This is a genomic window from Pseudomonas protegens (genome assembly GCF_003363755.1).
In the GTDB taxonomy this organism is placed as follows: domain Bacteria; phylum Pseudomonadota; class Gammaproteobacteria; order Pseudomonadales; family Pseudomonadaceae; genus Aquipseudomonas; species Aquipseudomonas danubii.
In genome coordinates this window covers 2052957-2078094 of record NZ_CP031396.1, presented here as the reverse complement: position 1 = coordinate 2078094, position 25138 = coordinate 2052957, and the positions used below count along the sequence as shown (strand labels likewise).

Sequence of the window (25138 nt, the reverse complement as noted above, 5' to 3'; positions counted from 1 at the left end):
CTTGGCTTATTTGGCCTCGTCGTGGGGTTCCCAGTCGCGGGTGCGGCTCACCGCTTTCTTCCAGCCTGCATACAGGCCTTCTTTTTCCTCTTGCGCCAGCTGTGGTTCGAACTCGCGCTCGATCACCGCTTTGCCTCGCAGCTCTTCCAGGCTGCCCCAGAAACCGCAGGCCAGGCCCGCCAGGTAGGCCGCGCCCAAGGCTGTGGTTTCGCGCATTTGCGGGCGCTCCACCTGAGTGCCGAGAATGTCCGCCTGGAATTGCATGAGGAAGTTGTTGGCCACTGCGCCGCCGTCAACCCGCAGGGCTTTCAGGCGTTCGCCGGAATCCTGCTGCATGGCGTCGAGCACGTCGCGGGTCTGATAGGCAATGGACTCCAGGGCGGCGCGGATGATGTGGTCCACGCGTACGCCACGGGTCAGGCCAAACAGCGCGCCGCGGGCGTAGGGGTCCCAGTAGGGAGCGCCCAGGCCGGTAAAGGCGGGTACCAGGTACACGCCGTTGCTGTCCTTGACCTTGCCGGCGAAGTATTCGGTGTCATGGGCGTCGTTGATGATTTTCAGTTCATCACGCAGCCACTGCACAGTGGAGCCGCCGTTGAACACTGCGCCTTCCAGGGCATAGGCCACTTCGCCGCGGGGGCCACAGGCGATGGTGGTGAGCATGCCGTGCTGGGACTTCACCGCCTTGTCGCCGGTGTTCATCAGCAAGAAGCAACCCGTACCGTAGGTGTTCTTGGCCTGGCCCGGTTCGACGCACATCTGGCCAAACAGCGCGGCTTGCTGGTCGCCGGCGATACCGCCGATGGCGATGCCACTCTTGGTACGGCCGTAGATTTCCGACGAGGACTTCACCTCCGGGAGCATCTCCCGCGGGATGTCCAGCACTTCCAGCATCTTCGCGTCCCACTCCAGAGTGTGGATGTTGAAGAGCATGGTGCGCGAGGCGTTGGTGTAGTCGGTGACGTGGGTCTTGCCGCCAGTGAATTTCCAGATCAGCCAGCTGTCGATGGTGCCGAACAGCAGTTCGCCGCTACGGGCGCGCTCACGGCTGCCTTCGACATTGTCGAGGATCCACTTGAGCTTGGTGCCGGAGAAGTAGGGGTCGGTGACCAGGCCGGTGGTGTCGCGGATGTAGTCTTCCAGGCCGTCGCGCTTGAGCTGCTGGCAGATCTCGGTGCTGCGGCGGCACTGCCAGACGATGGCGTTGTAGATCGGGCGGCCGGTGGTCTTGTCCCAGACCACTGTGGTTTCACGCTGGTTGGTGATGCCAATGGCAGCTACCTGATCGTGATGCAGGCCGGCCTGTGCCAGGGCCTCCACCATCACCGCGCTCTGGGTGGCGAAGATTTCCATCGGGTCATGTTCGACCCAGCCGGCCTGAGGGTAATGCTGGGCGAATTCACGCTGGGCAGTGCAGACCACGTTGGCATCGCGGTCGAAAATGATCGCCCGGGAGCTGGTCGTACCCTGATCAAGGGCAATGATGTAGTTCTTATTCTGAATGTCGGTCATGTCGATTGCCTTGGACGAAATAAGGGAGTGAGAACAGGCGCGTGATCGATTTGGGCAGGATCACGCGCCGCGAGAATCAAGACACTTTGACTTTGCCCTCTATGGCCGGTTCGGCCTCGGAGGCAGCAACAGCGCTGGGCAGATGCCGGGCAATCAGCCCGCGATAGGCCGCAGCACCGAGGCAGGCCCCCAGAATCGGGGCAAAGATCGGTACCAGGAAATACGGAATGTCACGGCCGCCGGTGAAGGAGATTTCACCCCAGCCAGTCATGAACGTCATCAGTTTAGGGCCGAAGTCCCGTGCCGGGTTCATGGCGAAGCCGGTCAGGGGACCCATTGCGCTGCCGATCACGGCAATCAGCAGGCCGATCAGCAGCGGCGCCATCGGGCCGCGAGGCAGGCCGTTGTTGTCATCGGTCAGGGACATGATCACGCCCATGAGAATCGCTGTGATCACCACTTCCACCAGGAACGCCTGGGCAGTGGACAGTGCCGGGTTGGGGAAGGTGGAGAACACCGAGGCCAGTTCCAGGCTGGCCTGGGAGCCACGGATCATTTGGTGGGATTGTTCGAAATCGAAGAATAGGTTGCTGTACAGCGTGTAAACCAACAGCGCCGCGCAGAAGGCGCCGGCGACCTGGGCCAGGATATAGAAGGGCAGTTTGCGTTTATCAAAGTCGGCGAACAGCCACAGAGCGATACTCACGGCCGGATTCAGGTGCGCGCCGGAGACCCCGGCAGTCAGGTAGATCGCCATGCTCACGCCGATCCCCCAGATGATGCTGATTTCCCACAGACCGAAGCTGGCGCCCGCGACCTTGAGGGCGGCGACACAGCCGGTGCCGAAGAAGATCAATAGCGCAGTACCCAGGAACTCGGCCATGCATTGGCCCGATAGCGACGGTTGTTGCAGAGCAGTTGTCATTGTGAACCTCGATTTTTGTTGTTGTCTGGCGCTGCTGCAAAAGGCATGGAGCGCGACTTCCAACGAAGACGGAATCCCCATTCCGGCCTCGTCTTGCTACTGGGTGCAACCTTGGATCTACCGCAGGATATTCAGAAACGAAAAAATATAGACAAGAAACACCGCTGTCAAAGGTCGAAAGTGAACGATTGGTCATTTTATAGATATCAATCAGATGAATGATCCTGGGTGGCAGTCTCGGGAGTGACAGAGAACGTTGTGCTGGCAGCTCTCAGGGTGCGTTATCAAGGCTTGGAATAGAGCCTTTTGTTGGTGAATGACCTAAAATTCAGCCGCTCGGTTTTGCCTTTTCGTACCCCTTGGAGCTGCCATGACCCCTGCACTGGACCTGCTGAAAAAAGTTCGCGCCGAACATCGCATTCACAGTTACGAACATGACCCCAAGGCAGCGTCCTACGGCCTGGAGGCGGCGGAGAAGCTCAATCTCGATCCGGCGCAAGTGTTCAAGACCCTGCTGGCCAGCAGTGAAAAGGGCGAATTGCTGGTGGCGGTGGTGCCGGTCGTCGGAAGTCTTGACCTGAAGGCCCTGGCCCATGCTGCGGGGGTGAAGAAGGCTGAGATGGCTGATCCGGCTGCTGCCCAACGTGCCACCGGTTATCTGCTGGGGGGCATCAGTCCGCTGGGGCAGAAAAAACGACTGCGGACCTTTATCGACAACAGTGCCCAGCCGTTGGCCAGTATTTTCGTCAGTGCCGGTCGCCGTGGCCTGGAGGTGGAGTTGGCGGCGGCCGTGCTGGCCGAGCACACCCAGGCGAAGTTCGCCGACATCGGTCGCTCTTGAGCCCAGGCGTCGGCAGCGGCCCGGGCTGCTGCTGTATGCCGGAAAATCTTCCCTTCTGTGTCTGTCGGGTTCCTTGTTCCGGGCCTCATGCTGGCGGCCGACTATCCAAGGAGCACAGTTATGCCGCTTGAGTTCCAACAGATCGATGCCTTCAGTGATCGCCCCTTCGCCGGCAATCCGGCCATGGTTTACCGGCTTGATGCGTGGCTTGACGAGGCGCTGATGCAGCAGATCGCCGCCGAGCACAACCTGGCGGAAACCGCTTTTGTGGTGCGTGAGGCGCAAGGCTGGCGAATCCGCTGGTTTACTCCGACCACTGAAGTACCTCTGTGCGGGCATGCCACCCTGGCCAGTGCTTATGTGTTGTTCGAGGTCTACGACGAGCCGACGCAACGCATCGATTTTCAGAGCCGTTCCGGGCCCTTGAGTGTCACCCGCGAAGACGGGCTGCTATGGCTTGATTTCCCTTTGCGCAGCCCCAGCAGCCAGGCTGGGCTGGAAGACGTGGCGCAGATACTGGGTGCCCGAGTCATCGAGCTGCTGGGCGCCAATGAGCTGTTGGCGGTGCTGGAGTCGGAGCAGGCGGTGCGCGATTGCCAGCCGGATATGGCTGCGTTGGCGAAGCTGCCCTGGCCTGGAGTGATTGTCACGGCGCGTGGAGACCGGCATGACTTTGTCTCGCGGTATTTTGCCCCGGCCATTGGCATCGACGAGGACCCGGTGACCGGTTCGACCCATTGCTGCCTGACGCCTTACTGGGCACGGCAATTGGATAAACAGCAGTTGAGCGCTTATCAGTGTTCGGCGCGAGGTGGAGCCTTGTTCTGTCGGTTGGAGGGAGAGCGGGTGAAGATCGGTGGCCATGCGCGGCTGATTGCCAGCGGACATTTGCACCTGGAATGACTGTGCCGGGTGTTTCGCCGTCAAGCCGGCTCCTACAGTTCGTTGCGATCTTGTAGGGGCCGGTTGGCCAGGGGAAGCGTTATCAGTGCGCGCTGCTGTAGCGGCGTACCCCTGATTCACTGTGTGGAATCTGCGCGGCGGTGCTGCCCGAGGCCTGGAACAGCACCAGGTGTTCTGCGGCGACCCGAATCCCCACATCCGCTCCAACCTGATGATCGGCATGGCTGGGGAAGATCGACTCCAGCAGGCTGCCGGTTGGCAGTTGCAGGCGATACAGGGTCGAGGCACCGAGAAAGGTCTTGCCGACGATCCGCGCTTTCAGAGCGCTGTCCGGCGCATAGACGATATCGTCGGGGCGCAGCAGTACGTCCACCGCTCCACCGGACGGCCAGGTGTAGGCGCGGTTGCCCTGCAGCACACCCAGTTCGGTCTGCACCGATTCCGGGCTGCTCAACTGGCCGCGAATGAAGTAGCCCTGGCCAATGAAACTGGCGACAAAGGGCGTCTGCGGCTCGTGATAGAGGTTGTAGGGGGTATCCCACTGTTCCAGGCGGCCTTCCTTGAACACCCCGACCTGATCGCTCACGGCAAAGGCTTCTTCCTGGTCGTGGGTGACCAGGATGGCACTGGTACCCCGAGCCTTGAGGATGTCGCGCACCTCATGGCTGAGCTTGCGGCGCAATTCGCCATCGAGATTGGAGAAGGGCTCGTCCAGCAGCAGCAGTTGGGGTTCCGGTGCCAGGGCGCGGGCCAGAGCCACCCGTTGTTGTTGGCCGCCAGACAGTTCGTGGGGGAAGCGCTGACCGAGGTTCTTCAGGTTGACCAGTTCCAGCAATTCAGCGACCACACGGTCTTTCTGTGGGTGCTTGCGAATGCCGAAGGCAATGTTGTCCGCCACACACAGGTGTGGGAACAGGGCGTAGTCCTGGAACACCATGCCGATCCGGCGTTTCTCCGGCGCCAGGGTGAAGCCGGCGCTGGAGATGGTTTCGCCGGCCAACTGGATCTCGCCCTCGTGTACGGGCTCGAATCCGGCGATGGCCCGCAGGGTGGTGGTCTTGCCGCAGCCGGATGAACCCAGCAGGCAACCGATATCACCGGCATTGAGGTGCAGATTGAGGTTCTGCACCACCCGTTGGTCCTGATAGCCGCATGCCAGATTGCGCAGGTTGAGCAGTAATGGCTGGCTCATGCGTGGTGGTACGCCGGCTCGAAAAGAAACTCGAGCAGGGCCTTTTGCGCATGGAGACGGTTTTCCGCCTGGTCCCAAGCCACCGAACGTGGGTCGTCCAGCAGGTCGAGGCTGATTTCCTCGCCGCGGTGGGCGGGCAGGCAATGCATGAACAGTACGTCCGGCGCGGCCAGGTCGAGCAGGGCGCGGTTTACCTGGAATGGCGCGAACAGCTTGAGGCGCTTGGCGGTTTCCTCTTCCTGGCCCATGGAGGTCCAGACGTCGGTGCTCACCAGGTGGGCGCCGGTCACCGCTTCGCGAGGATCGCGGACGATGGTCACGCGATCGCCGGCCAGAGCGACAAACTCCGGGTTGGGCTCGTAGCCTTCAGGGCAAGCGACGCGCAGTTGGAAATCGAACTGCATGGCCGCTTCTATATAGCTGTTGCACATGTTGTTGCCATCGCCGATCCAGGCCACGGTCTTGCCTTGGATCGAGCCGCGATGTTCAAGGAAAGTCTGCATGTCCGCCAACAGTTGGCAGGGGTGCAGGTCATCGGACAGGCCGTTGATCACCGGTACCCGGGAGTTGGCCGCAAATTCGGTCAGGGTGCTATGGGCAAAGGTACGGATCATCACTGCGTCGAGCATGCGCGACATGACGATGGCGCAGTCGCCGATGGGCTCGCCGCGTCCCAGTTGGGTATCCCGTGGCGAAAGGAAGATGGCCTGGCCGCCCAGTTGGATCATGCCGGCTTCGAAAGACAGTCGGGTACGAGTCGACGACTTCTCGAAAATCATGCCGAGCACACGATTTTTCAAGGGCTCGAAGAGTACGCCGCGGTTACGCAGGTCCTTCAGCTCGATGCCTCGACGAATCACACTGACCAGCTCTTCGGGCGTGCAATCCATCAGGGAGAGAAAGTGCCTTGCGCTCATCATTAACTACCTTTTTGCAACGGACCGCAGATTCTCAAAGCCTTGTTTAATCGAACAACGGGCTGGACCTGCGGCGAAAGCCGCACGGGGCGACGAAATAGGGGAAGGCGCGATCTTATAATTAAATGTCGCGTCTTACCAATAGTGCTACGGCGATTACGGGCATGAGAGGTCAGGACGCGATTGCGCTGACGCTTTTGAGACCAGTTTCCAGACAGCAGCCGGGCATTTGTACACTGCCCTGGCGCGCCTTGGCAATCCAGCGGGGCGCCGGCTGTTCGCTTGCAGTCGTTTTCTGACCTGTGGGCCGAGGTCGCTGCCATGGGCATGCCGAGAGGGTGTCAGTCTGAAACATTTCCTAATGCAAAGTACTGCGGATACCCAGGCGAATCTGCGGCCGGGATAGATGCGCGATGGAATCCAAGGAGCAGCAACTGATGGCGCTTTTGGGGCATGGCCCGGACGCTCACTGACATGACCGCCTCAGTGACAGCCCTTTTTTTGAATTGCTGCTCAATTGCTGCCGATGGCCTGCCGCGCTTGCCCCGAACTGACAGCTCTGATCATGGCTGGGGCTGATGGCCCTGAATTCATGGGACGAACGTCGCTGGTGTCAGCAGCGGTCAGCCGCCATAGTTTTTGCTTCCAGCGGCCCCCTATGGGTTGCCTTCAAACAATAGAGACTGGCCATGACCAAGACTCTCCATCACCGTGCCTGCCACTTGTGCGAAGCGATCTGCGGCCTGACCCTGGAAGTCACCGAGGAAGAGGGTGGCGCTCCGCGCATTACCTCGATCAAGGGGGACGCTCAGGACAGCTTCAGTCGCGGCCACATCTGCCCCAAGGCTGTGGCCCTGCAGGATATTCAGAATGACCCCGATCGTCTGCGTCAGCCGGTGCGGCGCGTGGGCAATGAATGGCAGCCGATCGAGTGGGACGAGGCTTTCGCCCTGGTAGCCGAAAGGCTGGCGAGCATCCAGCAGCATCATGGCAATAATGCGGTGGCGGTCTATCAGGGCAACCCCAGCGTTCACAACTACGGGCTGATGACCCACAGCAACTACTTCCTTGGCCAGCTCAAGACCCGTAACCGTTTCTCGGCCACGTCGGTCGACCAGTTGCCCCAGCACCTGACCAGCTACCTGATGTACGGCCACGGTCTGCTGCTGCCGATTCCGGACATCGACCACACCGACTTCATGCTGATCCTCGGCGGCAATCCCTTGGCGTCCAACGGCAGCATCATGACGGTGCCGGACGTGGAAAAGCGTTTGAGGGCAATCCAGGCTCGTGGTGGCAAGGTGGTGGTGATCGATCCTCGGCGCAGTGAAACGGCGGCCATGGCCGATCAGCATCTGTTCGTCCGTCCTGGAGGCGATGTGGCCTTGCTGTTTGGCCTGTTGAACACGATTTTTGAGGAAGGGCCGATTCGCGACAGTCATCTGCAAGTCGATGGATTGGCAGAGGTGCGCCAGGCGATTTCCCCCTTCACCGCAGAGGCCATGAGCCCGCTGTGTGCGATTGCGGCGCCGCAGATTCGGCAGTTGGCCCGGGAGTTCGCCTCGGCGGAGCGAGCGGTCTGTTATGGACGCATGGGGGTTTCGACCCAAGCCTTCGGTACGTTGTGCCATTGGTTGCTGCAACTGCTCAATCTGATCACCGGCAACCTTGACCGGGTAGGTGGGGCCCTGTGTACCGAGCCGGCGGTGGATCTGGTAGCGGCGACATCGGGGGGGCACTTCAACCTTTGGCAGAGTCGGGTTTCCGGGCTTCCGGAGTATGGCGGCGAGCTGCCTGTATCGGCCCTGGCCGAAGAGATGCTCACTGAGGGCGAGGGACAGGTTCGGGCATTGATCACCGTGGCAGGCAACCCGGTGTTGTCCACACCCAATGGCCGGCAGTTGGAGCAAGCACTGGACGGGTTGGAGTTCATGCTCAGCATCGACTTGTACATCAATGAAACGACCCGTTATGCCGACTTGATCCTGCCGTCCACCTCGGCTCTGGAGAACGATCACTACGACACCACGTTCAATCTTCTTGCAGTACGCAATGTCAGTCGCTTCAACCGGGCGATCCTGCCCAAGCCTGCGGGTGCGCTGCACGACTGGGAGATCTTTGTCGGCCTGGCCAAAGCGTTTGCTGCGAAAACCGAACAACCGCTGAAGCCGACCATCCCCCCAGCGCAGATGATTGACATGGGTTTGCGAGCCGGTGCCTACGGCGATGCATCGCCGCTCAAACTGTCCTTGGCAACACTGGACCAGTATCCCCACGGTATTGATCTGGGGGCGCTGCAGCCGAATCTGGCGGCCCGCTTGAAAACCGAGAATCGGCGGATTCAGGCGGCGCCAGCGCCGATCATGGCGGATCTGGCGCGATTTGCCGCCTTGAGCGTGCCGCCGTTGGATGAGTTGCTGCTGATTGGCCGTCGCCATGTACGCAGTAACAACTCGTGGATGCACAACTATCACCGCCTGGTGAAGGGCAAGCCCCGTCACCAGTTGCTGATGCACCCGGATGACCTGGCCAGTCGCGGGCTGAATGACGGTCAGCGGGTGCGAATCAGCTCTCGGGTCGGTGCGGTGGAGGTAGAGGTGCTGGCCAGCACTGAAATGATGCCGGGGGTGGTGAGCTTGCCCCATGGTTGGGGGCATGGGCGCCCAGGGGTGCAACTGAACATTGCCATGGAGCAGCCCGGTTGCAGCGCCAATGACCTGACCGATGAACGTCAGCTTGATGCGTTGTCTGGGAATGCGGCGTTGAACGGGGTGCCAGTCAAGGTGGAAGCGGCCTGAGATGTCTGTCGGAGAGGCCGAGCAGGGCGCTCAGGTTTCCGTTACAATGCGCCACCGTGCCGACAACAGCGTCGGAAAGTTCAGCCGAGGTGTTCCATGGATATCATCGAAACTATTAAAGAGCAGATTGCCAACAACACCATTCTGCTTTATATGAAAGGCTCGCCGAATGCCCCGCAGTGTGGCTTCTCCGCGAAAGCCGCCCAGGCCGTAATGGGCTGTGGTGAGAAGTTCGCTTATGTGGACATCCTGCAGAACCCGGAAATTCGCGCCAACCTGCCCAAGTACGCCAACTGGCCGACCTTCCCACAGCTGTGGGTGGCAGGTGAGCTGGTCGGTGGTAGTGACATCATGGCTGAGATGTTTGCCAACGGTGAATTGCAGGCTCTGATCAAGGACGCAGCCGAAAAAGCCGCGGCCAAGACTGAAGCCTGACGCGAATATATCCGCGTAATAAAAAGCCCCGCCTCTCTTTCGAGGGCGGGGCTTTTTATTGCTTGAGTATTACGAGTTAAGTTACTCGTCACCCATTTGCGATTGCAGATAGTTCTCGATGCCGACTTTATCGATCAGGCCCAATTGGGTTTCCAGCCAGTCGATGTGTTCTTCTTCGGATTCAAGAATATCTTCCAGCAGTTCACGGCTGCCGAAGTCGCTCACCGACTCACAATGGGCGATGGCTGCCTTGAGGTCTGCATGGCCAGTGCGTTCGATACGCAGGTCGCACTCGAGCATTTCCTTGGTGTGTTCGCCGATGTGCAGCTTGCCCAGGTCCTGAACGTTCGGCAGGCCTTCGAGGAAGAGAATGCGCTTGATTAGCTTGTCCGCATGCTTCATCTCGTCGATGGACTCGTGGTACTCGTGCTTGCCCAGCTTGTTCAGGCCCCAATCTTCATACATGCGTGCATGCAAGAAGTACTGATTGATCGCGACCAGTTCATTGGCAAGGATTTTATTGAGATGCTGGATGACTGTAATGTCGCCTTTCATGATGGGGTCCTGCCCTTTAATTAGTGGAATAAGGACAGAGTCTGAGCCGCGCAAACATTACTGTCAAACCTAAGTTATTGAATAATATATGAAAATTAATCGGAATAAGAATGTTTGTGTTCCGCGTTTTGACCCTAAGCGATTGAATTACAGGCATAAAAAAACCGGACGCTAGGTCCGGTTGTTTAAAACAGTGCTATTTATCCGAGAAATCAGGCGACATTAAATTCCACTGGATAGGGAATTGCTGCCTGGCTGCTCTGCAGTTCGGTCAGGGTCTCGCGGACCACTTGCTTGGCCAGGCATGCGCATTTACCACATTGGCTGGCGACGCCGGTTGCCTGACGCACATCGCGGTAGCTGCAGCAACCTTCATAGATGGCTTCGCGAATTTGTCCGTCGGTGACACCGGTGCAGAGGCAGACATACATAGGATGAGAACCGTCGCTGGTTAGGGCTCAATTGCGATGGATCTTAATGTTAACGAGAATGATTGTCAAAGTGGTTTCGGCGACCTTTGTTGCAGTTTCCTACCAGGGTGACGAACGGTTTTGTTCGCGATAGTGACAGATGATTCGCATTTTTCGCTTTGTGAGCCGGGCTGATGAAAAACCGTTGAGGACAGCTCAAAGACGCGGTGTATGATGGCCGGTCCTTGCGAAGCGGGGTCAGGTCAAGGAGCTGTCGCATCCGCGTGGCAGACTCAAGGCCAATCCCCTTCTTCATTACTACGTCCACACCAGGAGATATCCAATGAGCGTACTCGTAGGCAAACAAGCCCCTGACTTCACCGTACCGGCCGTTCTCGGCAATGGCGAAATCGTTGACAGCTTCACCCTGTCCTCGGCCATCAAAGGCAAATACGGCCTGGTGTTCTTCTATCCACTGGACTTCACCTTCGTTTGCCCGTCCGAGCTGATCGCCCTGGACCACCGCATGGCTGACTTCAAGGCACGCAACGTGGAAGTGATCGCTGTTTCGATCGACTCGCACTTCACCCACAACGCCTGGCGTAACACCCCGATCAATGCCGGCGGCATCGGTCAGGTTCAATACATCATGGCGGCTGACATGAAGCACGACATCGCCAAGGCCTACGACGTTGAGTCCGAAGGCGGCGTGGCTTTCCGTGGCGCGTTCCTGATCGACGACAAAGGCGTTGTTCGTTCGCAGATCGTCAACGACCTGCCACTGGGCCGTAACATGGAAGAGCTGATCCGTCTGGTTGACGCTCTGCAATTCCACGAAGAGCACGGCGAAGTCTGCCCTGCCAACTGGAAAAAAGGTGACAAAGGCATGACCGCTTCGCCAGAAGGCGTTGCTGCTTACCTGAGCGAGAACGCTGGCAAGCTGTAAGCCAGGCGTCACGCATAAAAAAACCGGCCTCAGGGCCGGTTTTTTTATGCAGGCAATTCAACCCGACGAAGAATTGATCAGTCGTCGAAATCCTGCCAGCCGCCCATTTGTTTCCAGCGGTTGACGATGCCGCAGAACAGCTCGGCAGTCTTCTCGGTGTCGTAACGGGCCGAGTGAGCCTCGCGACCGTCGAAGTCGATATCCGCACTCTGACAGGCCTTGGCCAAAACGGTCTGTCCATAAGCCAGGCCAGCCAGGGTGGCGGTGTCGAAGCTGGAGAACGGGTGGAACGGGTTGCGCTTCATATCCAGGCGCGCCACAGCGGCGTTGAGGAAGCCCAGGTCGAAACTGCTGTTGTGGCCCACCAGGATGGCGCGTTTGCAGCCATTGGCTTTCAGCGCCTTGCGCACCCCACGGAAAATATCGGTCAGTGCAGTTTCCTCGCTGACGGCCATGCGCAGCGGGTGGTCGAGCTTGATCCCGGTGAACTCCAGGGCCGCGGCTTCGATGTTCGCGCCTTCAAAAGGCTCGACCCGGAAGAAATAGGTGTGTTCCGGGAACACGAAGCCTTTTTCATCCATGCCGATAGTGGTGGCGGCAATCTCCAGCAGGGCGTCGGTGGCCGAGTTGAAGCCGCCGGTTTCAACGTCGACGACTACCGGCAGGTAACCGCGAAAACGAGCGGCCATCGGGTGTCGAGGGCCGCCGCCGTTACCTTCTTGTTCGTCGTCGAAATGGTCGTCACTCACGAGTGATCCTCCAGCAGGCGCCAGCGCAGTTTTTCACCGGCGCGCAGCGGAATGACAGTCAGCTCACCGAACGGCAGGCTGGCGGGGGCGGTCCATTCTTCACGAACCAGGGTGATGCGATCGGTGTTGGTCGGTAGGCCGTAGAAGCGCGGGCCGTTGAGGCTGGCAAAGGCTTCCAGTTTGTCCAGGGCATTGCGCTGTTCGAACGCTTCAGCATACAGCTCGATCGCGGCATAGGCGCTGTAGCAGCCGGCGCAACCGCAAGCGGCTTCCTTGGCGTGCTGGGCATGAGGCGCCGAGTCGGTGCCGAGGAAGAACTTCTCGCTGCCACTGGTGGCCGCATCCAGCAGAGCTTCCTGGTGGGTGTTGCGCTTGAGAATCGGCAGGCAATAGAAGTGCGGGCGAATACCGCCCACCAGCATGTGGTTGCGGTTGTACAGCAGGTGGTGCGCGGTGATGGTGGCGCCGACGTTGGCCGAAGCCTCCTTGACGAACTGCACGGCTTCGCCGGTGGTGATGTGTTCGAACACCACTTTCAGACTGGGGAAGCGCTCGACCACGCGACGCATATGCTCGTCGATGAAGATTTTCTCGCGGTCGAAGACGTCGACGTCGCCGCGGGTCACTTCACCGTGAATCAGCAGCGGCAGGCCAACTTCGGCCATCGCCTCGAGCACCGGGAAGATCTTGTCGATGCTGGTCACGCCCGAGTCCGAGTTGGTGGTCGCGCCGGCCGGGTACAGCTTGGCGGCGTGCACGAAACCGCTGGCCTTGGCTGCGTGGATCTCGTCCGGCTGGGTGCGGTCGGTCAGGTAGAGCACCATCAGCGGCTCGAAGCGGCTGCCGGCCGGGCGCGCAGCTAGAATACGCTGGCGATAGGCGTCGGCTTCCACGGCGTTACGCACCGGAGGTACCAGGTTGGGCATGATGATGGCGCGGCCAAAGGTGCGCGCGACATCTGCGACTGTATTGGGCAACACGGCACCATCGCGAAGATGAATATGCCAGTCGTCGGGACGCAGCAGGGTCAGGCGGTCGGACATTGGAGGTTCCAGGCGGGTAAAACTCGGGGGGAATGCTACCGGAAAAGACTCTTCCAGGCACTCGCTATCAAGTTTTGCGACGAGCAACCGATATCCCGAAGGTATGGCGTATTAACGCCTGTCGATTTTTCTGTTGTACACGTCAGTGGAGCCTCCCGTGCGCCAGCGTTATCTAGCCTTGCTCAGTGTGTTTGCCAGCCTGCCCGCGATGGCTCTCACTTTCCAGACCCGTCTGGAGAGCATTGAGTGGACGGTCGAAGGTGACAAATTCGAGTGCCGCTTGATCCAGCCCGTCACCGATTTCGGTTCCGGCGAATTCGTTCGCCGCGCCGGTGAGCAGGCGATTTTTCGCCTCAAGAGTTTCAACCCGATGCAGGCAGGTGGCTCGGCGACGCTGCTTGCGGCCGCGGCGCCCTGGCAGCCGGGGCGTGGCGACATCAACCTCGGGGCGGTCAAGGCCGGCACGGATGGGGTGCTGTACAACAGCAATCAGATGCAGGCCGGTCGCCTGATCATCGGTTTGCTGGAAGGGCGTAGTCCGGTGGTCCGGCATTTTTCCCGCGAGGGTGGGGTTTCCGAGGTGCGCCTGCTTCCGGTGAAATTCAGCAAGGCCTACAGCGACTATCAAAGCTGCATGACCAAACTGCTGCCGATGAACTACGAACAGGTGAAGCAGGGCGAGATCGGGTTCCCGGGCGGCGGTATCGAACTCGATGCTCGGGCCAAGGCGAAGTTGCAGGTGATGGTGGATTTCATCAAGGCCGATCCGACGGTCAATCACGTCGAACTGGATGGCCACTCTGACAATAGCGGCAATCGCTTGACCAACCGCGACCTGTCCCGCCGCCGGGCCTTGGCGGTGATGGAGTTCTTCAAGGCCAACGGTTTGGCGGAAAACCAGATTGTGGTGCGCTTCCATGGTGAGCGTTATCCCCTGGCTCCCAACACCAATCCTGCCAACCGAGCGAAGAATCGCCGGGTCAATGTGCATCTGGAACGGGTCGCCCCCACCGAAAAACCGGCTCCGGCGCCTCAGGCCACCTCCGGTTCCAGCGCTGCGGCGACTTCCTGATACGGCTGTCGTCGTCGCGCGCTCGACATAATCTGTCGCTTGGTCGTCATAAGCTGTCGCGCCTCTGTAAATTATCCTCGTGGATCGGTAGACTCGACGGCTTTCCGTACAACCCCGTGGAGTGATGGCATGGCGGACGTAAACAAGGTCGTTCTGGCGTATTCGGGCGGCCTGGACACTTCGGTGATCCTCAAGTGGCTGCAGGATACTTACAACTGTGAAGTAGTGACTTTCACTGCTGACCTGGGCCAAGGCGAAGAGGTCGAGCCGGCCCGCGCCAAGGCGCAAGCCATGGGCGTCAAAGAGATCTACATCGACGATCTGCGCGAAGAGTTCGTGCGTGATTTCGTTTTCCCGATGTTCCGCGCCAACACCGTCTACGAAGGCGAGTACCTGCTGGGTACTTCCATCGCTCGTCCGTTGATCGCCAAGCGTTTGATCGAAATCGCCAACGAGACTGGCGCGGATGCCATTTCCCATGGCGCCACCGGCAAGGGCAACGATCAGGTGCGTTTCGAGCTGGGCGCCTATGCCCTCAAGCCAGGGGTCAAAGTGATCGCCCCTTGGCGTGAGTGGGACCTGCTGTCCCGCGAGAAACTGATGGACTACGCCGAGAAGCACGGTATCCCGATCGAGCGTCACGGCAAGAAGAAGTCGCCGTACTCGATGGATGCCAACCTGCTGCACATTTCCTATGAAGGCGGCGTGCTGGAAGACACCTGGACCGAGCACGAAGAAGACATGTGGCGCTGGACCGTCTCCCCGGAGAAGGCTCCTGACACCCCGCAATACCTGGAGCTGACCTACCGCAACGGTGACATCGTCGCCATCGACGGTGTGGAAATGACTCCGGCTACCGTGCTGGCGACCCTGAACCGCATCGGTGGTGAACACGGCATCGGTCGTCTGGACATCGTCGAGAACCGTTACGTGGGCATGAAGTCCCGTGGCTGCTACGAGACCCCGGGTGGCACCATCATGCTGCGCGCCCACCGCGCCATCGAGTCCATTACCCTGGACCGCGAAGTGGCTCACCTCAAAGACGAGTTGATGCCCAAGTACGCCAGCCTGATCTACACCGGCTACTGGTGGAGTCCTGAGCGTCTGATGCTGCAACAGATGATCGACGCCTCCCAGGCCCACGTGAACGGTGTAGTGCGCCTGAAGCTGTACAAGGGCAACGTGATCGTTACCGGCCGCAAGTCCGATGAGTCGCTGTTCGACGCCAACATCGCCACCTTCGAAGAAGACGGCGGTGCTTACAACCAGGCGGACGCAGCAGGCTTTATCAAGCTCAACGCATTGCGCATGCGCATCGCTGCAAACAAGGGGCGGACTCTGGTCTGATACCTTGAGTTGCTAAAAGAACCCCGCGATAAGCGGGGTTTTTTTTGCTTCTGATTAATGGTGCCTACGGGCAGAGGCTGAGTAGGGCAGTTGATTGAACGAAGAAGTGCTATTGAGTGCAGTTTGTTAATCACCCTCTCGCTGCTGAAAGTGCTGCCTGATGATGTGTCTTTTAGTACGAAAAGTAGCTGCTCTAGCGATTAATCTTAAGCGCTTTTCCAGTTAAGCGACCTTTATCTAAATTTTTTTGTAAGGTAAATCGGTATTGTTTGTAAGGATCGTCCTCGTAGGGTCGTAGCCCCTGGTAGCACGGTGTCAGAGTCAATTCTCTGGGGTATTGTGCGGGCTCTAAAAAACTCTAAGGACTTGGATGGACCTATGAAAAGAGTATTGATCGTGGATGATCATCCTGTTATTCGCCTGGCTGTGCGCATGTTGATGGAACGCCATGGTTTTGAAGTAGTAGCAGAAGCAGATAACGGCACGGATGCTTTAAAGTTGGCTCTTGAATATGTTCCCGATATTTTGATTTTGGATATTGGTATCCCACAACTTGATGGGCTTGAAGTTATAACCCGCCTGATGTCCAGAGGCATGCCGATCAAGATTCTAGTGTTGACTCTGCAAGTTCCCGGACCCTTTTCCATGCGTTGCATGCAGGCCGGGGCCGCCGGCTACGTGTGCAAGCAGCAGGACATTACCGAACTGATCAGTGCGGTGCGGGCGGTGCTGGCAGGTTACAGCTACTTTCCCAACGAGGCGTTGCACACCTTTCGTTCCAGTCAGGGCATCAGCAGCGAGGAAGAAATGATCGAGCTTCTTTCAGGGCGTGAGTTGATCGTATTGAAGCAGCTCACCAATGGCATGAGTAACAAGGAAATCGCCGAGGGCTTGTGTTTGAGCAACAAGACCGTCAGCACTTACAAGCGGCGGTTGTTGGCCAAGCTCAATGCTCGTTCATTGGTTGACCTGATCGAATTTGCCCAGCGCCATCAGTTGGTATGAGTGTGGGTGACTGAAGCGACAGCCTTGAATGGAACAATCTGTTAATTAGGAACGGACCGGTCATGCCGAGGGGCTGACCGGTCGAGTTTCAGGGCGAGAGAGGCACAAAAAAACCTCCGTCTGGAGGTTCTTTTGTGACTAGAGGTCAAAGTCGTAATCGGCCAGTTGTTTCTGCAGCCGTCGTTCTTCCAGAAGATTGTCGATGGTTCTGCGCTTGCTCAGATTGGTTTTCGCCACCTCGACCACCGGTTCAGCATCGTCTGTGTCTGCTGCGATGAAGTCTTCTTCCACGTCCAGTTGTTCTTTGCCAGTGCTCATAAGGTCAACTCCAGGCTAAGACTGCCATTGGCGCTCCTTATATCGATATTCTCCTGGCGGGTAAAAAAGATTTTTTCAATCGACTCATCAACAAAATCAATGCTGCCTCAATCGTCAGAAGTCTTTTGCTTGTACTCGCACAGGTCTTCGATTCGACAGCTACCGCAACGTGGCTTACGGGCCAGGCAGACGTAGCGACCGTGAAGGATCAGCCAGTGATGGGAGTCCAGCAGAAACTCCTTGGGTACAAACTTCAGCAGTTTTTTTTCCACTTCCACTACATTCTTGCCCGGGGCCAGCCCGGTGCGGTTGCTGACCCGGAAGATGTGGGTGTCCACAGCCATGGTCAATTGCCGGAAAGCGGTGTTGAGGACCACGTTGGCGGTCTTGCGGCCGACGCCGGGCAAGGCTTCCAGCTCCTCCCGGGTCTGTGGCACTTCACTGTTGTGGCGTTCCACCAGCAGGCGGCAGGTCTCGATGACGTTCTTGGCCTTGCTGTTGTACAGGCCAATGGTCTTGATGTATTCGGACAGTCCCTCGACCCCCAGTGCATGGATAGCTGCCGGTGTATTGGCCACGGGGAAGAGTTTGGCGGTCGCCTTGTTGACCCCGACGTCGGTCGATTGCGCCGAAAGAATCACCGCGATCAGCAACTCGAACGGCGAGGAGTAGGCCAGTTCGGTTTTTGGTTCGGGGTTGTCTTCGTGAAGTCGGCGAAATATTTCCAGGCGTTTGGCGGCATTCATCGGTGGTTCATTTCCTCGAAGACGGTCGGTTGAAGGATGAAGAGGTGGTCCAGGCCCGCTTTGCCGCCAGCAGCAGGCCAAGCAGGATAAAACCCCCAGGGGCCAGAGTCAGCAGGCGCAATCCGCCTTGGGGCAGCAACACCCAACCGGCGCTATCACCGGGCAGGCCGGCGAGCCAGCCTAGATGGCTGCCCAGGGCGCCGGTGCCCAGCAATTCGCGCAGCGCGCCCAGCAGCGCCAGCGCGCCACAGAAACCTGCAGTTAGGCGTAGCCGGTCGCGGTGCTGGAAGAAGCCCGCCTGTTCCAATATCACGCATTGCAGGGGCAGCAGGCCCAGGTACAGGCTCAACTGCTGGTGTAACTCATAACTCCAGGCTTGCACCGCCAGCCACAGCCAACTGCCGAGAGTGGCGGCGAGCAACAGGCTGGCCAGCCACTGCTGACGGCTTTGCAAGTGTGGCCGCAGCAGGCCCATGCCGGCCCCGAAGGTCCCGATCAGCAGCGTGGACGCCAGAGCCAGGCCCAGGGCCTTGACCCAGGAATCCGTGGCCCCGATCAACGGCGTCAGCATCAGCAGGCCCGGCAATGACAGTGGCTTACTCATCGGCGGCTCCCGAAAGCAGTTGCTGACGATGCTCATCGAAGTAGCGCAGGGCATCGTGCAGGGCGCTGATCACCGCGCGGGAGGTGATGGTGGCGCCGGCGATCTGATCGAACTGGCCATTGTCCTTTTTCAGGGCCCAGGCAGCATCGTCCGGGGACGTGCGGGATGTGCCGGAAAACCCCTGCAGCCAGGCGTTGGGCTGTTCGGCGATGCGGCCTCCCAGGCCTGGGGTTTCATCCTGCTTGAGCGTCTTGCTGCCCAGCAGGCGGCCATGGCTGTCGATGGCGATCAGCAGCTCGATGGGGCCCGCGTAACCGTTCACTCGAGTGCGTAGCAGCACGGCACTGGGCTGACCCGCGCGGGTGGCCAGGTAGCCATCCAGCAAGCGGCTGTTGTCCAGTTGCACATCCCTCAAGGGCAGTGGTTGCTCCAGTGGCTGGTTGTCGTAGCTTGCTGCAGGCAGCAGGTCGAGTAACTTGCGGGCCTGCAACGCCCGTTGCTCGGCGGCGATGCGCGGTGCGCCAGCGTATTGCAGCCACAGAGTGGCGCCCACGCCGAGAACGCCGAGCAGCACCAGCAGGAGCAGACCTCGCGCGCTCTTCATGCTCAAGCTTTCTCCTGTTCCGAGAGGCACAGGCGTTCCAGCCCCGGTACCGCCAGATTCATCAGCAGTACGGCGAAGGCAACGCCGTCGGGGTAGCCGCCCCAGGTGCGGATCAGGTAGGTCAGCAGGCCGACGCCGACGCCGAACAGCAGCCTGGCTTTCGCTGCCTTGGGGCCGGACACCGGTTCGGTTACGATAAAGAATGCGCCCAGCATGCTGGCGCCGCTGAGCAGGTGAAACAGCGGTGAGCCATGGGAGTCGGAGCCCGAGCCGTTCCAGCACAGCAGGCTGATGACAAAGAGGCTACCCAGCATGCCCACGGGCGCCTGCCAACTGATGACCCGTTGCTGCAGCAGAAACAGCCCCCCGGCAAGAAACCCCAGGCTGATCCATTCGGCGCCACGGCCGCCGAAGTGACCGAAAGCGCGGTTGCCGGCAAAGAGTTCGTCGAGGGTCAGGCTCTTGTTGATCCGCAGGCTGTCCAGTGCCGTGGCTTGAGCCCAGGCGTCCGCATGCAGGCCGTCCGCGACACCGAATACCTGTTGCAGGCCACCGAGCAAGTCCATGGCGTGGGGCGCAGGCCAATGGGTCATCGACTGGGGAAAACACAACAAGGCCAGGGCGTAGCCGAGCATGGCCGGATTGAACGGGTTCTGGCCCACACCGCCGTATAAGTGCTTGCCCAGGACAATGGCGGCGGCGGCCGCGCTCAGCGGCAGCCACCAGGGGCAGTAAGCTGGCAAGGCCAGGGCCAGTAGCGTGGCGCTGACCAAGGCACTGCCATCGCCTAGGTTGGGCGGCAGCGGGCGTCTTCTGAGGTACAGGACCAGGGCTTCCATGGCCAGGGCGCCGCTGACGGTCAGCAGCAGATTGAGCAGCACGCCCCATCCGTACAGCCACAGCATCACCAACAGGCCCGGCAGCGTGGCCAGCAGCACTCGCTGCATGGCCTGGCGCAGGCGTTGGTCGACGCCGTCAGCTATCAGCATGGGCCTTCACCTGGCGCTCGGCCTCGTGCAAGCGTGCCTGAGCCTGGGCCAGCTGTTCTGCTCGGGTGTCGGGCTGGCGCTGTAGTTTGTTCAGATCGGCGCGGGCGTAGGCCAGTTCGGTTTTCAATTGCCGCAGCTGTGGATCGATCGGGCGTTTTTCGATGCGAGTCAGTGTCGGCGCCGGTTTCGCACTGGCGTCCTCGGCCGCATGCAGGGCCTGTTCGGCCGCCGCCAGGGCTGCGCTCAGGGTTTCCAGTTCAGCACTGGACGCTTCAGCCGCCTGAGCTTTCTTCAGTTCGGCGCGGCGCGTCGCCAACTGGATCTTCGCGCGCTTGAGCTCAGCATCCTTGGCCTCTGGCGGCGGAGCAGGGGGCGCCTGGGACTCCAGCTGGGCCAAGGCCTGCTCGGCGGTTTCGAACTGACGCTGCAGGACGATCAATTGCATTTGCTGCTCGAAGGTCGGCGGATGGCCGAATGCCTTGAGCGACTTGTGCAACTGGGCCCGGCTCATGGCCAGCTCGATCTTGGCTTTCTTCAGTGCTGCATCGGCCGCCGCGGCCTTCTGCGCACGGACCCGTTCGATGGCGGCCTGCACCGGGTTCTGGCTGTTGTCAGTGGTTTGCGCGGCTCGTTGTGCGCGGGCCTGGCGCTCGGCCAGGCGCCGGGCTTCTTCCCGTTGCAAGCGTTCGTTGCGTTGTTCGAAGCGTCGTCGCGCCTGCTCGCGCTTGCGGCTCCGGGCTTGCACCTGCTCGGGGCTGGTGGCCTGGCCGCCGACGATCGGTACCACCTTGCTCTCGGGCAGCGGCAGCATATCGATACAGTCCACCGGACAGGGCGCCACGCACAGGTCACAGCCGGTGCATTCGTCGACCAGCACGGTATGCATCAATTTGGCCGCGCCGACGATGGCGTCCACTGGACAGGCCTGGATGCATTTGGTGCAGCCGATGCATTCTGCCTCGCGAATATAAGCGATCTGGGCCGGAGCTTCGCCGCGGCTGCGATCCAGCTCCAGCACCGGTAGCTGCAGGAGTTGCGCCAGGCCGGCGATGGTTTCCTCGCCGCCGGGTGGACACTTGTTGATGGCCTCGCCGTTGGCGATGCCCTGGGCGTAGGGTTTGCATCCGGGGTGGCCGCACTTGCCGCACTGGGTCTGGGGCAGGAGGGCATCGATGCGTTGAATCAGACTCATGTTTTGATCAGTCCGTTGAAGCCGAAAAACGCTACTGCCAGCAGGCCGGCGCTGATCAGGTCGATCGGCAGGCCGCGCCAGGGCAGGGGAATATCGTTGTTGGAGATACGCTGGCGCAGATCGCTGAACAGGCTCAGTACCAGCCAGAAGCCCAGTCCGGCCCCCAGGCTCATGGCGCTGAGGGTCGCCAGCCCGAGGTTTTCCCCAGTGGCGATCAGCAGCAGGCCGAGCGCACTGGCATTGCCCAGCAGTAGCGGCCAAAGGCCGTCGAATGGAACATTGGGCAAGGCCCGGGATAGCAACCGCAATAGCGGTTTGATCAGCAGCACGCTCAGGGGCAGCCAGAGAAACAACTGCAAGGATTCCAGCCCCCAAGGCAGCAGCGCACCACGATAAAGGACATGGCCGAGCACGCAGCTGACCAGCATCAGGACCGTGGTCGCCAGGCCCAGCGCGTGAATCCGCTGCCGAGTGCTATCGGCTGGGGCCTGCAGCAGCGGATCGACGCCCAGCGGCCACTGCAACACGAAGTTGTTGATCAGGGCGGTGCTGACAAGGGCGAGGAGGAAGTGGGTCATGGTTGGGCCGGTACGGGCAGGCGGTCTCTCAAGAGTAGGCAAACTCCGGCGCGGGCGCAGGGCCGCCAGATATGCAAATCCCCCCGTTGCGCCGGGCACAACGGGGGGACGGGGTCCAGCCTGCAGCCTTACTTGATCCGCTGGCCCGGCTTGGCGCCGCTGTCCGGGCTCAGCAGGTAGATTTCTTCACCGCCAGGGCCGGCGGCCATCACCATGCCCTCGGAGATGCCGAATTTCATTTTCCGCGGCTTGAGGTTGGCGATCATCATGGTCAGGCGACCATCGAGCTTGGACGGATCCGGGTAGGCGCTCTTGATTCCGGAGAACACGTTGCGCTGCTCGTCACCGATATCCAGGGTCAGGCGCAGCAGCTTGTCGGCACCTTCCACGGCTTCGGCCTTGACGATCAAGGCGACGCGCAGGTCGATGGCGGCGAAGGTGTCGAAGTCGATTTCCGGCGACAGCGGATCCTTGGCCAGTTCGCCGTTGCCTGCTGGCGCGGCTGCGCCGGTGTCGGTCTGGCTGGCGGTCAGGTCTTCTTTCGAGGCGTCGGTCATGGCTTGTACTTTTACCGGGTCGATCCGCGTCATCAGCGGCTTGAATTCGTTGAGTTGATGGTTGGCCAGCAGGTGCAGGTGATCGTTCCAGGTCAGCGGTGCAACGTTGAGGAACGCCTCGGCATCGGCGGCCAGCAGCGGCAGCACCGGCTTGAGGAAAATCACCAGCTGGCGGAACAGGTTGATACCGGTGGCGCAGATGGCCTGCACCTCGGCTTGCTTGCCTTCCTGCTTGTTCAGCGACCATGGGGCCTTGTCGGCGATCCAGGCGTTGGCGCGGTCGGCCAGGGCCATGATTTCGCGCATGGCACGGGCAAAGTCGCGGGCTTCATAAGCGTCGGCGATGCTTGGCGCGGCAGCCAGGAAGGCCTCGGTCAGCTCGGGAGCGGCATTGCTGTCGACCATCAGCCCGGCATTGCCCTTGTGGATGAAGCCGGCGCAACGGCTGGCGATGTTCACCACCTTGCCCACCAGGTCGGAGTTGACCTTCTGTACGAAGTCTTCGAGGTTCAGGTCCAGATCGTCGACACCACGGCCCAGCTTGGAGGCGTAGTAGTAGCGCAGGTATTCCGGCGACAGGTGCTCCAGGTAGGTGCGGGCCTTGATGAAGGTGCCCCGGGACTTGGACATCTTCTGGCCATTGACCGTCAGGTAGCCGTGGACGTTGATGCCGCTCGGCTTGCGGTAGCCGGCGCCTTCGAGCATGGCGGGCCAGAACAGGGCGTGGAAGTTGACGATGTCCTTGCCGATGAAGTGGTACAGCTCGGCGGTGGAGTCCTTGCCCCAGAACGCGTCGAAATCCAGCTCAGGACGACGGGCGCAGAGGTTCTTGAAGCTGGCCATGTAGCCGATTGGCGCGTCCAGCCACACGTAGAAGTACTTGCCCGGCTCGTCCGGGATCTCGAAGCCGAAGTACGGCGCGTCGCGGGAGATGTCCCACTGCTGCAGGCCGGCATCCAGCCATTCGGCGATCTTGTTGGCCACGGCGTCTTGCAGGGTGCCGCTGCGGGTCCAGCTTTGCAGCATCTGCTGGAAGTCCGGCAGCTTGAAGAAGAAGTGCTGGGAATCCTTGAGCACCGGGGTGGCGCCGGAGATCGCCGATTTTGGATCTTTCAGGTCGGTCGGGGCGTAGGTGGCGCCGCATTTTTCGCAGTTGTCGCCGTACTGGTCCTCAGTGCCGCACTTCGGGCAGGTGCCCTTGATGAAGCGGTCGGCCAGGAACATTTTCTTTTCCGGGTCGAAATACTGCGTGATGGAGCGCGTGGCGATGTGCCCGGCGTCCCGCAGCTTGAGGTAGATCTGGCTCGACAGCTCACGGTTTTCCTCGGCGTGGGTCGAGTGGAAGTTGTCGAAGTCCACCAGGAAGTCGGCAAAGTCGGCGCTGTGTTCGGCCTGGACGTTGGCGATCAGTTGCTCCGGGGTGATGCCTTCCTTTTCCGCGCGCAGCATGATGGCCGAGCCGTGTGCGTCGTCGGCGCAAACATAGATGCATTGGTTGCCGCGATGCTTCTGGAAGCGCACCCACATGTCGGTCTGGATGTACTCAAGCATGTGGCCAAGGTGGATGGAACCATTGGCATAGGGCAGGGCGCTGGTGACGAGGATCTTGCGTGGCTCGGACATGGGGCTCGGCTACTTGATGAAACGGAGGTCGGCCACTATAAAGCGCCAGCGCGGATTTTTCACCCTTCCGGGTACATTGTGCACAGCAAGCTTTCTCGCCACGAAGGAGTCGGCGGCGTAGGATAGCCGCCTGATTTTCCAGTCTTGTTATCGGAGTTGCCCATGAGCGCCGTCAATCGCGCAGCGGTGGAAGCCGTCCTTCGCCAATACACCGACCCTTACCTGAACCAGGACCCGGTCAGCGCCGGCTGCGTGCGCGACATCGACGTCCAGGGCGACCGGGTCACGGTCCGCATGGAACTGGGTTATGCCGCCGGCCTGTTCAAGAGCGGCTGGGCGCAGATGCTGCAACTGGCCATCGAGGGCCTGGACGGTGTGAGCTCGGCCAAGGTCGAGATCACCAGCGTGATCGCCGCGCACAAGGCCCAGGCGCAGATCCCGGGCCTGGCCAACGTCAAGAATGTGGTGGCGGTGGCGTCCGGCAAGGGCGGCGTGGGCAAGTCCACCACCGCGGCCAACCTGGCCCTGGCCCTGGCCCGGGAAGGCGCCAAGGTGGGGATTCTCGACGCTGATATCTATGGTCCGAGCCAGGGCATCATGTTCGGCATTGCCGAAGGCACCCGGCCGAAGATCAAGGACCAGAAGTGGTTCGTGCCCATCGAGTCCCATGGGGTCGAGGTCATGTCCATGGCTTTCCTCACCGACGACAACACGCCGATGGTCTGGCGCGGCCCGATGGTCTCCGGCGCCTTGCTGCAACTGGTGACCCAGACCGACTGGGGCAATCTCGATTACCTGGTGATCGACATGCCGCCGGGCACTGGCGATATCCAACTGACCCTGGCGCAGAAAGTCCCGGTGGCCGGTGCCGTGATCGTCACCACGCCGCAGGACCTGGCGTTGCTGGATGCGCGCAAGGGCGTGGAGATGTTCCGCAAGGTCAACATCCCGGTGCTGGGCGTGGTGGAGAACATGGCGGTGCACATCTGCTCGAACTGTGGCCATGCCGAGCATCTGTTTGGCGAAGGCGGTGGCGAGAAGCTGGCCAGTCAGTACGATGTTGAACTGCTGGCTTCGTTGCCGTTGTCGATGCTGATCCGCGAACAGGCCGATGGTGGCAAGCCGACGGTGATCGCCGAGCCTGAAAGCCAGATCGCCATGGTCTATCAGGAACTGGCGCGGCATGTCGGCGCGCGCATCGTGTTGCAGGAAGCCGCGGCGCCGGCGATGCCCAGCATCACTGTCAGCGATGACTGAATCGCCGCGCTTCTTATAGG

Annotated in this window: 25 protein-coding genes; 9 read left to right on the top strand and 16 right to left on the bottom strand. The window is 60.3% G+C overall.

Annotated features, from left to right (window positions below; all coding sequences use genetic code 11):
- Nucleotides 1-6: 6 nt before the first annotated feature.
- Both glpK and DWF74_RS09025 read right to left on the bottom strand, forming a co-directional pair.
- Nucleotides 7-1512 carry a glycerol kinase GlpK gene (gene glpK / locus DWF74_RS09030; protein ID WP_102860474.1) on the bottom strand — a complete coding sequence of 502 codons (1506 nt, stop codon included), beginning with the start codon at nt 1510-1512 and terminating at the stop codon, nt 7-9.
- Between the two features lie 76 nt (nt 1513-1588).
- The gene (locus tag DWF74_RS09025; protein ID WP_102860475.1) at nt 1589-2437 is read right to left on the bottom strand and encodes an MIP/aquaporin family protein; all 849 of its coding nucleotides are present in this window, start codon (nt 2435-2437) and stop codon (nt 1589-1591) included.
- Nucleotides 2438-2807: 370 nt separating this feature from the next.
- Between DWF74_RS09025 and ybaK the strand changes: the two genes are divergently transcribed.
- Nucleotides 2808-3278 carry a Cys-tRNA(Pro) deacylase gene (gene ybaK / locus DWF74_RS09020; protein ID WP_102860476.1) on the top strand — a complete coding sequence of 157 codons (471 nt, stop codon included), beginning with the start codon at nt 2808-2810 and terminating at the stop codon, nt 3276-3278.
- 120 nt (nt 3279-3398) lie between these two features.
- Nucleotides 3399-4181 carry a PhzF family phenazine biosynthesis protein gene (locus tag DWF74_RS09015; RefSeq protein ID WP_102860477.1) on the top strand — a complete coding sequence of 261 codons (783 nt, stop codon included), beginning with the start codon at nt 3399-3401 and terminating at the stop codon, nt 4179-4181.
- A gap of 82 nt (nt 4182-4263) precedes the next feature.
- Here the strand turns inward: DWF74_RS09015 and DWF74_RS09010 are convergent, their stop codons facing one another.
- Together DWF74_RS09010 and argF are read right to left on the bottom strand one after the other, a co-directional pair.
- Nucleotides 4264-5373 (bottom strand): ABC transporter ATP-binding protein, encoded by a 1110-nt coding sequence (locus tag DWF74_RS09010; protein ID WP_102860478.1) that lies wholly within the window; start codon nt 5371-5373, stop codon nt 4264-4266.
- Nucleotides 5370-6290, bottom strand: coding sequence for an ornithine carbamoyltransferase (gene argF, locus DWF74_RS09005; RefSeq protein WP_115580791.1), 921 nt, complete (start codon nt 6288-6290; stop codon nt 5370-5372). Before argF ends, DWF74_RS09010 begins: the two co-directional genes overlap by 4 nt.
- 689 nt (nt 6291-6979) lie before the next feature.
- On the opposite strand from argF, the gene DWF74_RS09000 reads away from it, so the two are divergent.
- Nucleotides 6980-9088 carry a molybdopterin oxidoreductase family protein gene (locus DWF74_RS09000; protein ID WP_115580790.1) on the top strand — a complete coding sequence of 703 codons (2109 nt, stop codon included), beginning with the start codon at nt 6980-6982 and terminating at the stop codon, nt 9086-9088.
- A 96-nt stretch (nt 9089-9184) separates the two neighbouring features.
- Nucleotides 9185-9523, top strand: coding sequence for a Grx4 family monothiol glutaredoxin (gene grxD / locus DWF74_RS08995; protein ID WP_115580789.1), 339 nt, complete (start codon nt 9185-9187; stop codon nt 9521-9523).
- Nucleotides 9524-9604: 81 nt separating this feature from the next.
- Here grxD and bfr read toward each other — a convergent pair whose 3' ends face one another.
- On the bottom strand, nt 9605-10078 hold the full coding sequence (gene bfr, locus DWF74_RS08990; protein WP_025129649.1) for a bacterioferritin: 474 nt from the start codon (nt 10076-10078) through the stop codon (nt 9605-9607).
- A 212-nt stretch (nt 10079-10290) separates the two neighbouring features.
- Entirely contained in the window at nt 10291-10509 is a 219-nt protein-coding gene (locus DWF74_RS08985; protein WP_102860481.1) for a bacterioferritin-associated ferredoxin, read from the bottom strand.
- A 322-nt stretch (nt 10510-10831) separates the two neighbouring features.
- On the opposite strand from DWF74_RS08985, the gene DWF74_RS08980 reads away from it, so the two are divergent.
- Nucleotides 10832-11434: a peroxiredoxin gene (locus DWF74_RS08980; RefSeq protein WP_007922432.1), complete on the top strand. Its 603-nt coding sequence runs from the start codon at nt 10832-10834 to the stop codon at nt 11432-11434.
- A gap of 77 nt (nt 11435-11511) precedes the next feature.
- Here DWF74_RS08980 and rnt read toward each other — a convergent pair whose 3' ends face one another.
- Both rnt and pyrC read right to left on the bottom strand, forming a co-directional pair.
- Nucleotides 11512-12183, bottom strand: a complete 672-nt coding sequence (rnt, locus tag DWF74_RS08975; protein WP_102860482.1) for a ribonuclease T — start codon at nt 12181-12183, stop codon at nt 11512-11514.
- Nucleotides 12180-13226 (bottom strand): dihydroorotase, encoded by a 1047-nt coding sequence (pyrC, locus tag DWF74_RS08970; RefSeq protein ID WP_102860483.1) that lies wholly within the window; start codon nt 13224-13226, stop codon nt 12180-12182. Before pyrC ends, rnt begins: the two co-directional genes overlap by 4 nt.
- Before the next feature lie 157 nt (nt 13227-13383).
- On the opposite strand from pyrC, the gene DWF74_RS08965 reads away from it, so the two are divergent.
- The 3 genes from DWF74_RS08965 (at nt 13384) to DWF74_RS08955 (ending at nt 16650) form a co-directional block, all read left to right on the top strand.
- The gene (locus tag DWF74_RS08965) at nt 13384-14298 is read left to right on the top strand and encodes a flagellar protein MotY (protein ID WP_102860484.1); all 915 of its coding nucleotides are present in this window, start codon (nt 13384-13386) and stop codon (nt 14296-14298) included.
- A 129-nt stretch (nt 14299-14427) separates the two neighbouring features.
- Nucleotides 14428-15645 (top strand): argininosuccinate synthase, encoded by a 1218-nt coding sequence (locus DWF74_RS08960; protein ID WP_102880745.1) that lies wholly within the window; start codon nt 14428-14430, stop codon nt 15643-15645.
- Between the two features lie 378 nt (nt 15646-16023).
- Nucleotides 16024-16650 (top strand): response regulator transcription factor, encoded by a 627-nt coding sequence (locus tag DWF74_RS08955; protein ID WP_102860486.1) that lies wholly within the window; start codon nt 16024-16026, stop codon nt 16648-16650.
- 138 nt (nt 16651-16788) lie between these two features.
- Here the strand turns inward: DWF74_RS08955 and DWF74_RS08950 are convergent, their stop codons facing one another.
- From DWF74_RS08950 to metG, 8 genes are all read right to left on the bottom strand, one after another.
- Nucleotides 16789-16968 carry a PA3496 family putative envelope integrity protein gene (locus DWF74_RS08950; protein WP_102860487.1) on the bottom strand — a complete coding sequence of 60 codons (180 nt, stop codon included), beginning with the start codon at nt 16966-16968 and terminating at the stop codon, nt 16789-16791.
- Between the two features lie 107 nt (nt 16969-17075).
- The gene (gene nth, locus DWF74_RS08945; protein WP_060840796.1) at nt 17076-17714 is read right to left on the bottom strand and encodes an endonuclease III; all 639 of its coding nucleotides are present in this window, start codon (nt 17712-17714) and stop codon (nt 17076-17078) included.
- Nucleotides 17715-17721: 7 nt separating this feature from the next.
- On the bottom strand, nt 17722-18318 hold the full coding sequence (locus DWF74_RS08940) for an Rnf-Nqr domain containing protein (protein ID WP_115580788.1): 597 nt from the start codon (nt 18316-18318) through the stop codon (nt 17722-17724).
- Nucleotides 18311-18922 (bottom strand): RnfABCDGE type electron transport complex subunit G, encoded by a 612-nt coding sequence (locus DWF74_RS08935; protein WP_102860489.1) that lies wholly within the window; start codon nt 18920-18922, stop codon nt 18311-18313. Before DWF74_RS08935 ends, DWF74_RS08940 begins: the two co-directional genes overlap by 8 nt.
- A gap of 2 nt (nt 18923-18924) precedes the next feature.
- Entirely contained in the window at nt 18925-19911 is a 987-nt protein-coding gene (locus tag DWF74_RS08930) for an RnfABCDGE type electron transport complex subunit D (RefSeq protein ID WP_115580787.1), read from the bottom strand.
- A complete protein-coding gene (rsxB, locus tag DWF74_RS08925; protein WP_115580786.1) occupies nt 19898-21103 on the bottom strand; it encodes an electron transport complex subunit RsxB in 1206 nt (401 codons plus the stop codon). The genes DWF74_RS08930 and rsxB overlap by 14 nt, the downstream gene beginning before the upstream one ends.
- Nucleotides 21100-21681: an Rnf-Nqr domain containing protein gene (locus DWF74_RS08920; protein WP_115580785.1), complete on the bottom strand. Its 582-nt coding sequence runs from the start codon at nt 21679-21681 to the stop codon at nt 21100-21102. Before DWF74_RS08920 ends, rsxB begins: the two co-directional genes overlap by 4 nt.
- Nucleotides 21682-21809: 128 nt before the next feature.
- On the bottom strand, nt 21810-23861 hold the full coding sequence (metG, locus tag DWF74_RS08915; protein WP_115580784.1) for a methionine--tRNA ligase: 2052 nt from the start codon (nt 23859-23861) through the stop codon (nt 21810-21812).
- A 162-nt stretch (nt 23862-24023) separates the two neighbouring features.
- Between metG and apbC the strand changes: the two genes are divergently transcribed.
- Nucleotides 24024-25118, top strand: a complete 1095-nt coding sequence (gene apbC, locus DWF74_RS08910; RefSeq protein ID WP_047305860.1) for an iron-sulfur cluster carrier protein ApbC — start codon at nt 24024-24026, stop codon at nt 25116-25118.
- Nucleotides 25119-25138 lie beyond the last annotated feature (20 nt).

Excerpts from the sequence above, each read along its gene's own strand:
- DWF74_RS08935 (WP_102860489.1), bottom strand. The coding sequence starts at position 18,922 with ATGAAGAGCGCGCGAGGTCTGCTCCTGCTGGTGCTGCTCGGCGTTCTC.
- nth (WP_060840796.1), bottom strand. The coding sequence starts at position 17,714 with ATGAATGCCGCCAAACGCCTGGAAATATTTCGCCGACTTCACGAAGAC.
- ybaK (WP_102860476.1), top strand. The coding sequence starts at position 2,808 with ATGACCCCTGCACTGGACCTGCTGAAAAAAGTTCGCGCCGAACATCGC.
- glpK (WP_102860474.1), bottom strand. The coding sequence starts at position 1,512 with ATGACCGACATTCAGAATAAGAACTACATCATTGCCCTTGATCAGGGT.
- DWF74_RS08930 (WP_115580787.1), bottom strand. The coding sequence starts at position 19,911 with ATGCTGATAGCTGACGGCGTCGACCAACGCCTGCGCCAGGCCATGCAG.
- DWF74_RS08980 (WP_007922432.1), top strand. The coding sequence starts at position 10,832 with ATGAGCGTACTCGTAGGCAAACAAGCCCCTGACTTCACCGTACCGGCC.
- DWF74_RS08955 (WP_102860486.1), top strand. The coding sequence starts at position 16,024 with ATGAAAAGAGTATTGATCGTGGATGATCATCCTGTTATTCGCCTGGCT.
- argF (WP_115580791.1), bottom strand. The coding sequence starts at position 6,290 with ATGAGCGCAAGGCACTTTCTCTCCCTGATGGATTGCACGCCCGAAGAG.
- DWF74_RS08920 (WP_115580785.1), bottom strand. The coding sequence starts at position 21,681 with ATGACCCACTTCCTCCTCGCCCTTGTCAGCACCGCCCTGATCAACAAC.
- DWF74_RS08960 (WP_102880745.1), top strand. The coding sequence starts at position 14,428 with ATGGCGGACGTAAACAAGGTCGTTCTGGCGTATTCGGGCGGCCTGGAC.
- grxD (WP_115580789.1), top strand. The coding sequence starts at position 9,185 with ATGGATATCATCGAAACTATTAAAGAGCAGATTGCCAACAACACCATT.
- pyrC (WP_102860483.1), bottom strand. The coding sequence starts at position 13,226 with ATGTCCGACCGCCTGACCCTGCTGCGTCCCGACGACTGGCATATTCAT.
- rsxB (WP_115580786.1), bottom strand. The coding sequence starts at position 21,103 with ATGAGTCTGATTCAACGCATCGATGCCCTCCTGCCCCAGACCCAGTGC.
- metG (WP_115580784.1), bottom strand. The coding sequence starts at position 23,861 with ATGTCCGAGCCACGCAAGATCCTCGTCACCAGCGCCCTGCCCTATGCC.
- DWF74_RS09015 (WP_102860477.1), top strand. The coding sequence starts at position 3,399 with ATGCCGCTTGAGTTCCAACAGATCGATGCCTTCAGTGATCGCCCCTTC.
- apbC (WP_047305860.1), top strand. The coding sequence starts at position 24,024 with ATGAGCGCCGTCAATCGCGCAGCGGTGGAAGCCGTCCTTCGCCAATAC.
- DWF74_RS08985 (WP_102860481.1), bottom strand. The coding sequence starts at position 10,509 with ATGTATGTCTGCCTCTGCACCGGTGTCACCGACGGACAAATTCGCGAA.
- DWF74_RS09000 (WP_115580790.1), top strand. The coding sequence starts at position 6,980 with ATGACCAAGACTCTCCATCACCGTGCCTGCCACTTGTGCGAAGCGATC.
- DWF74_RS08940 (WP_115580788.1), bottom strand. The coding sequence starts at position 18,318 with ATGAGTAAGCCACTGTCATTGCCGGGCCTGCTGATGCTGACGCCGTTG.
- bfr (WP_025129649.1), bottom strand. The coding sequence starts at position 10,078 with ATGAAAGGCGACATTACAGTCATCCAGCATCTCAATAAAATCCTTGCC.
- DWF74_RS09025 (WP_102860475.1), bottom strand. The coding sequence starts at position 2,437 with ATGACAACTGCTCTGCAACAACCGTCGCTATCGGGCCAATGCATGGCC.
- DWF74_RS09010 (WP_102860478.1), bottom strand. The coding sequence starts at position 5,373 with ATGAGCCAGCCATTACTGCTCAACCTGCGCAATCTGGCATGCGGCTAT.
- DWF74_RS08950 (WP_102860487.1), bottom strand. The coding sequence starts at position 16,968 with ATGAGCACTGGCAAAGAACAACTGGACGTGGAAGAAGACTTCATCGCA.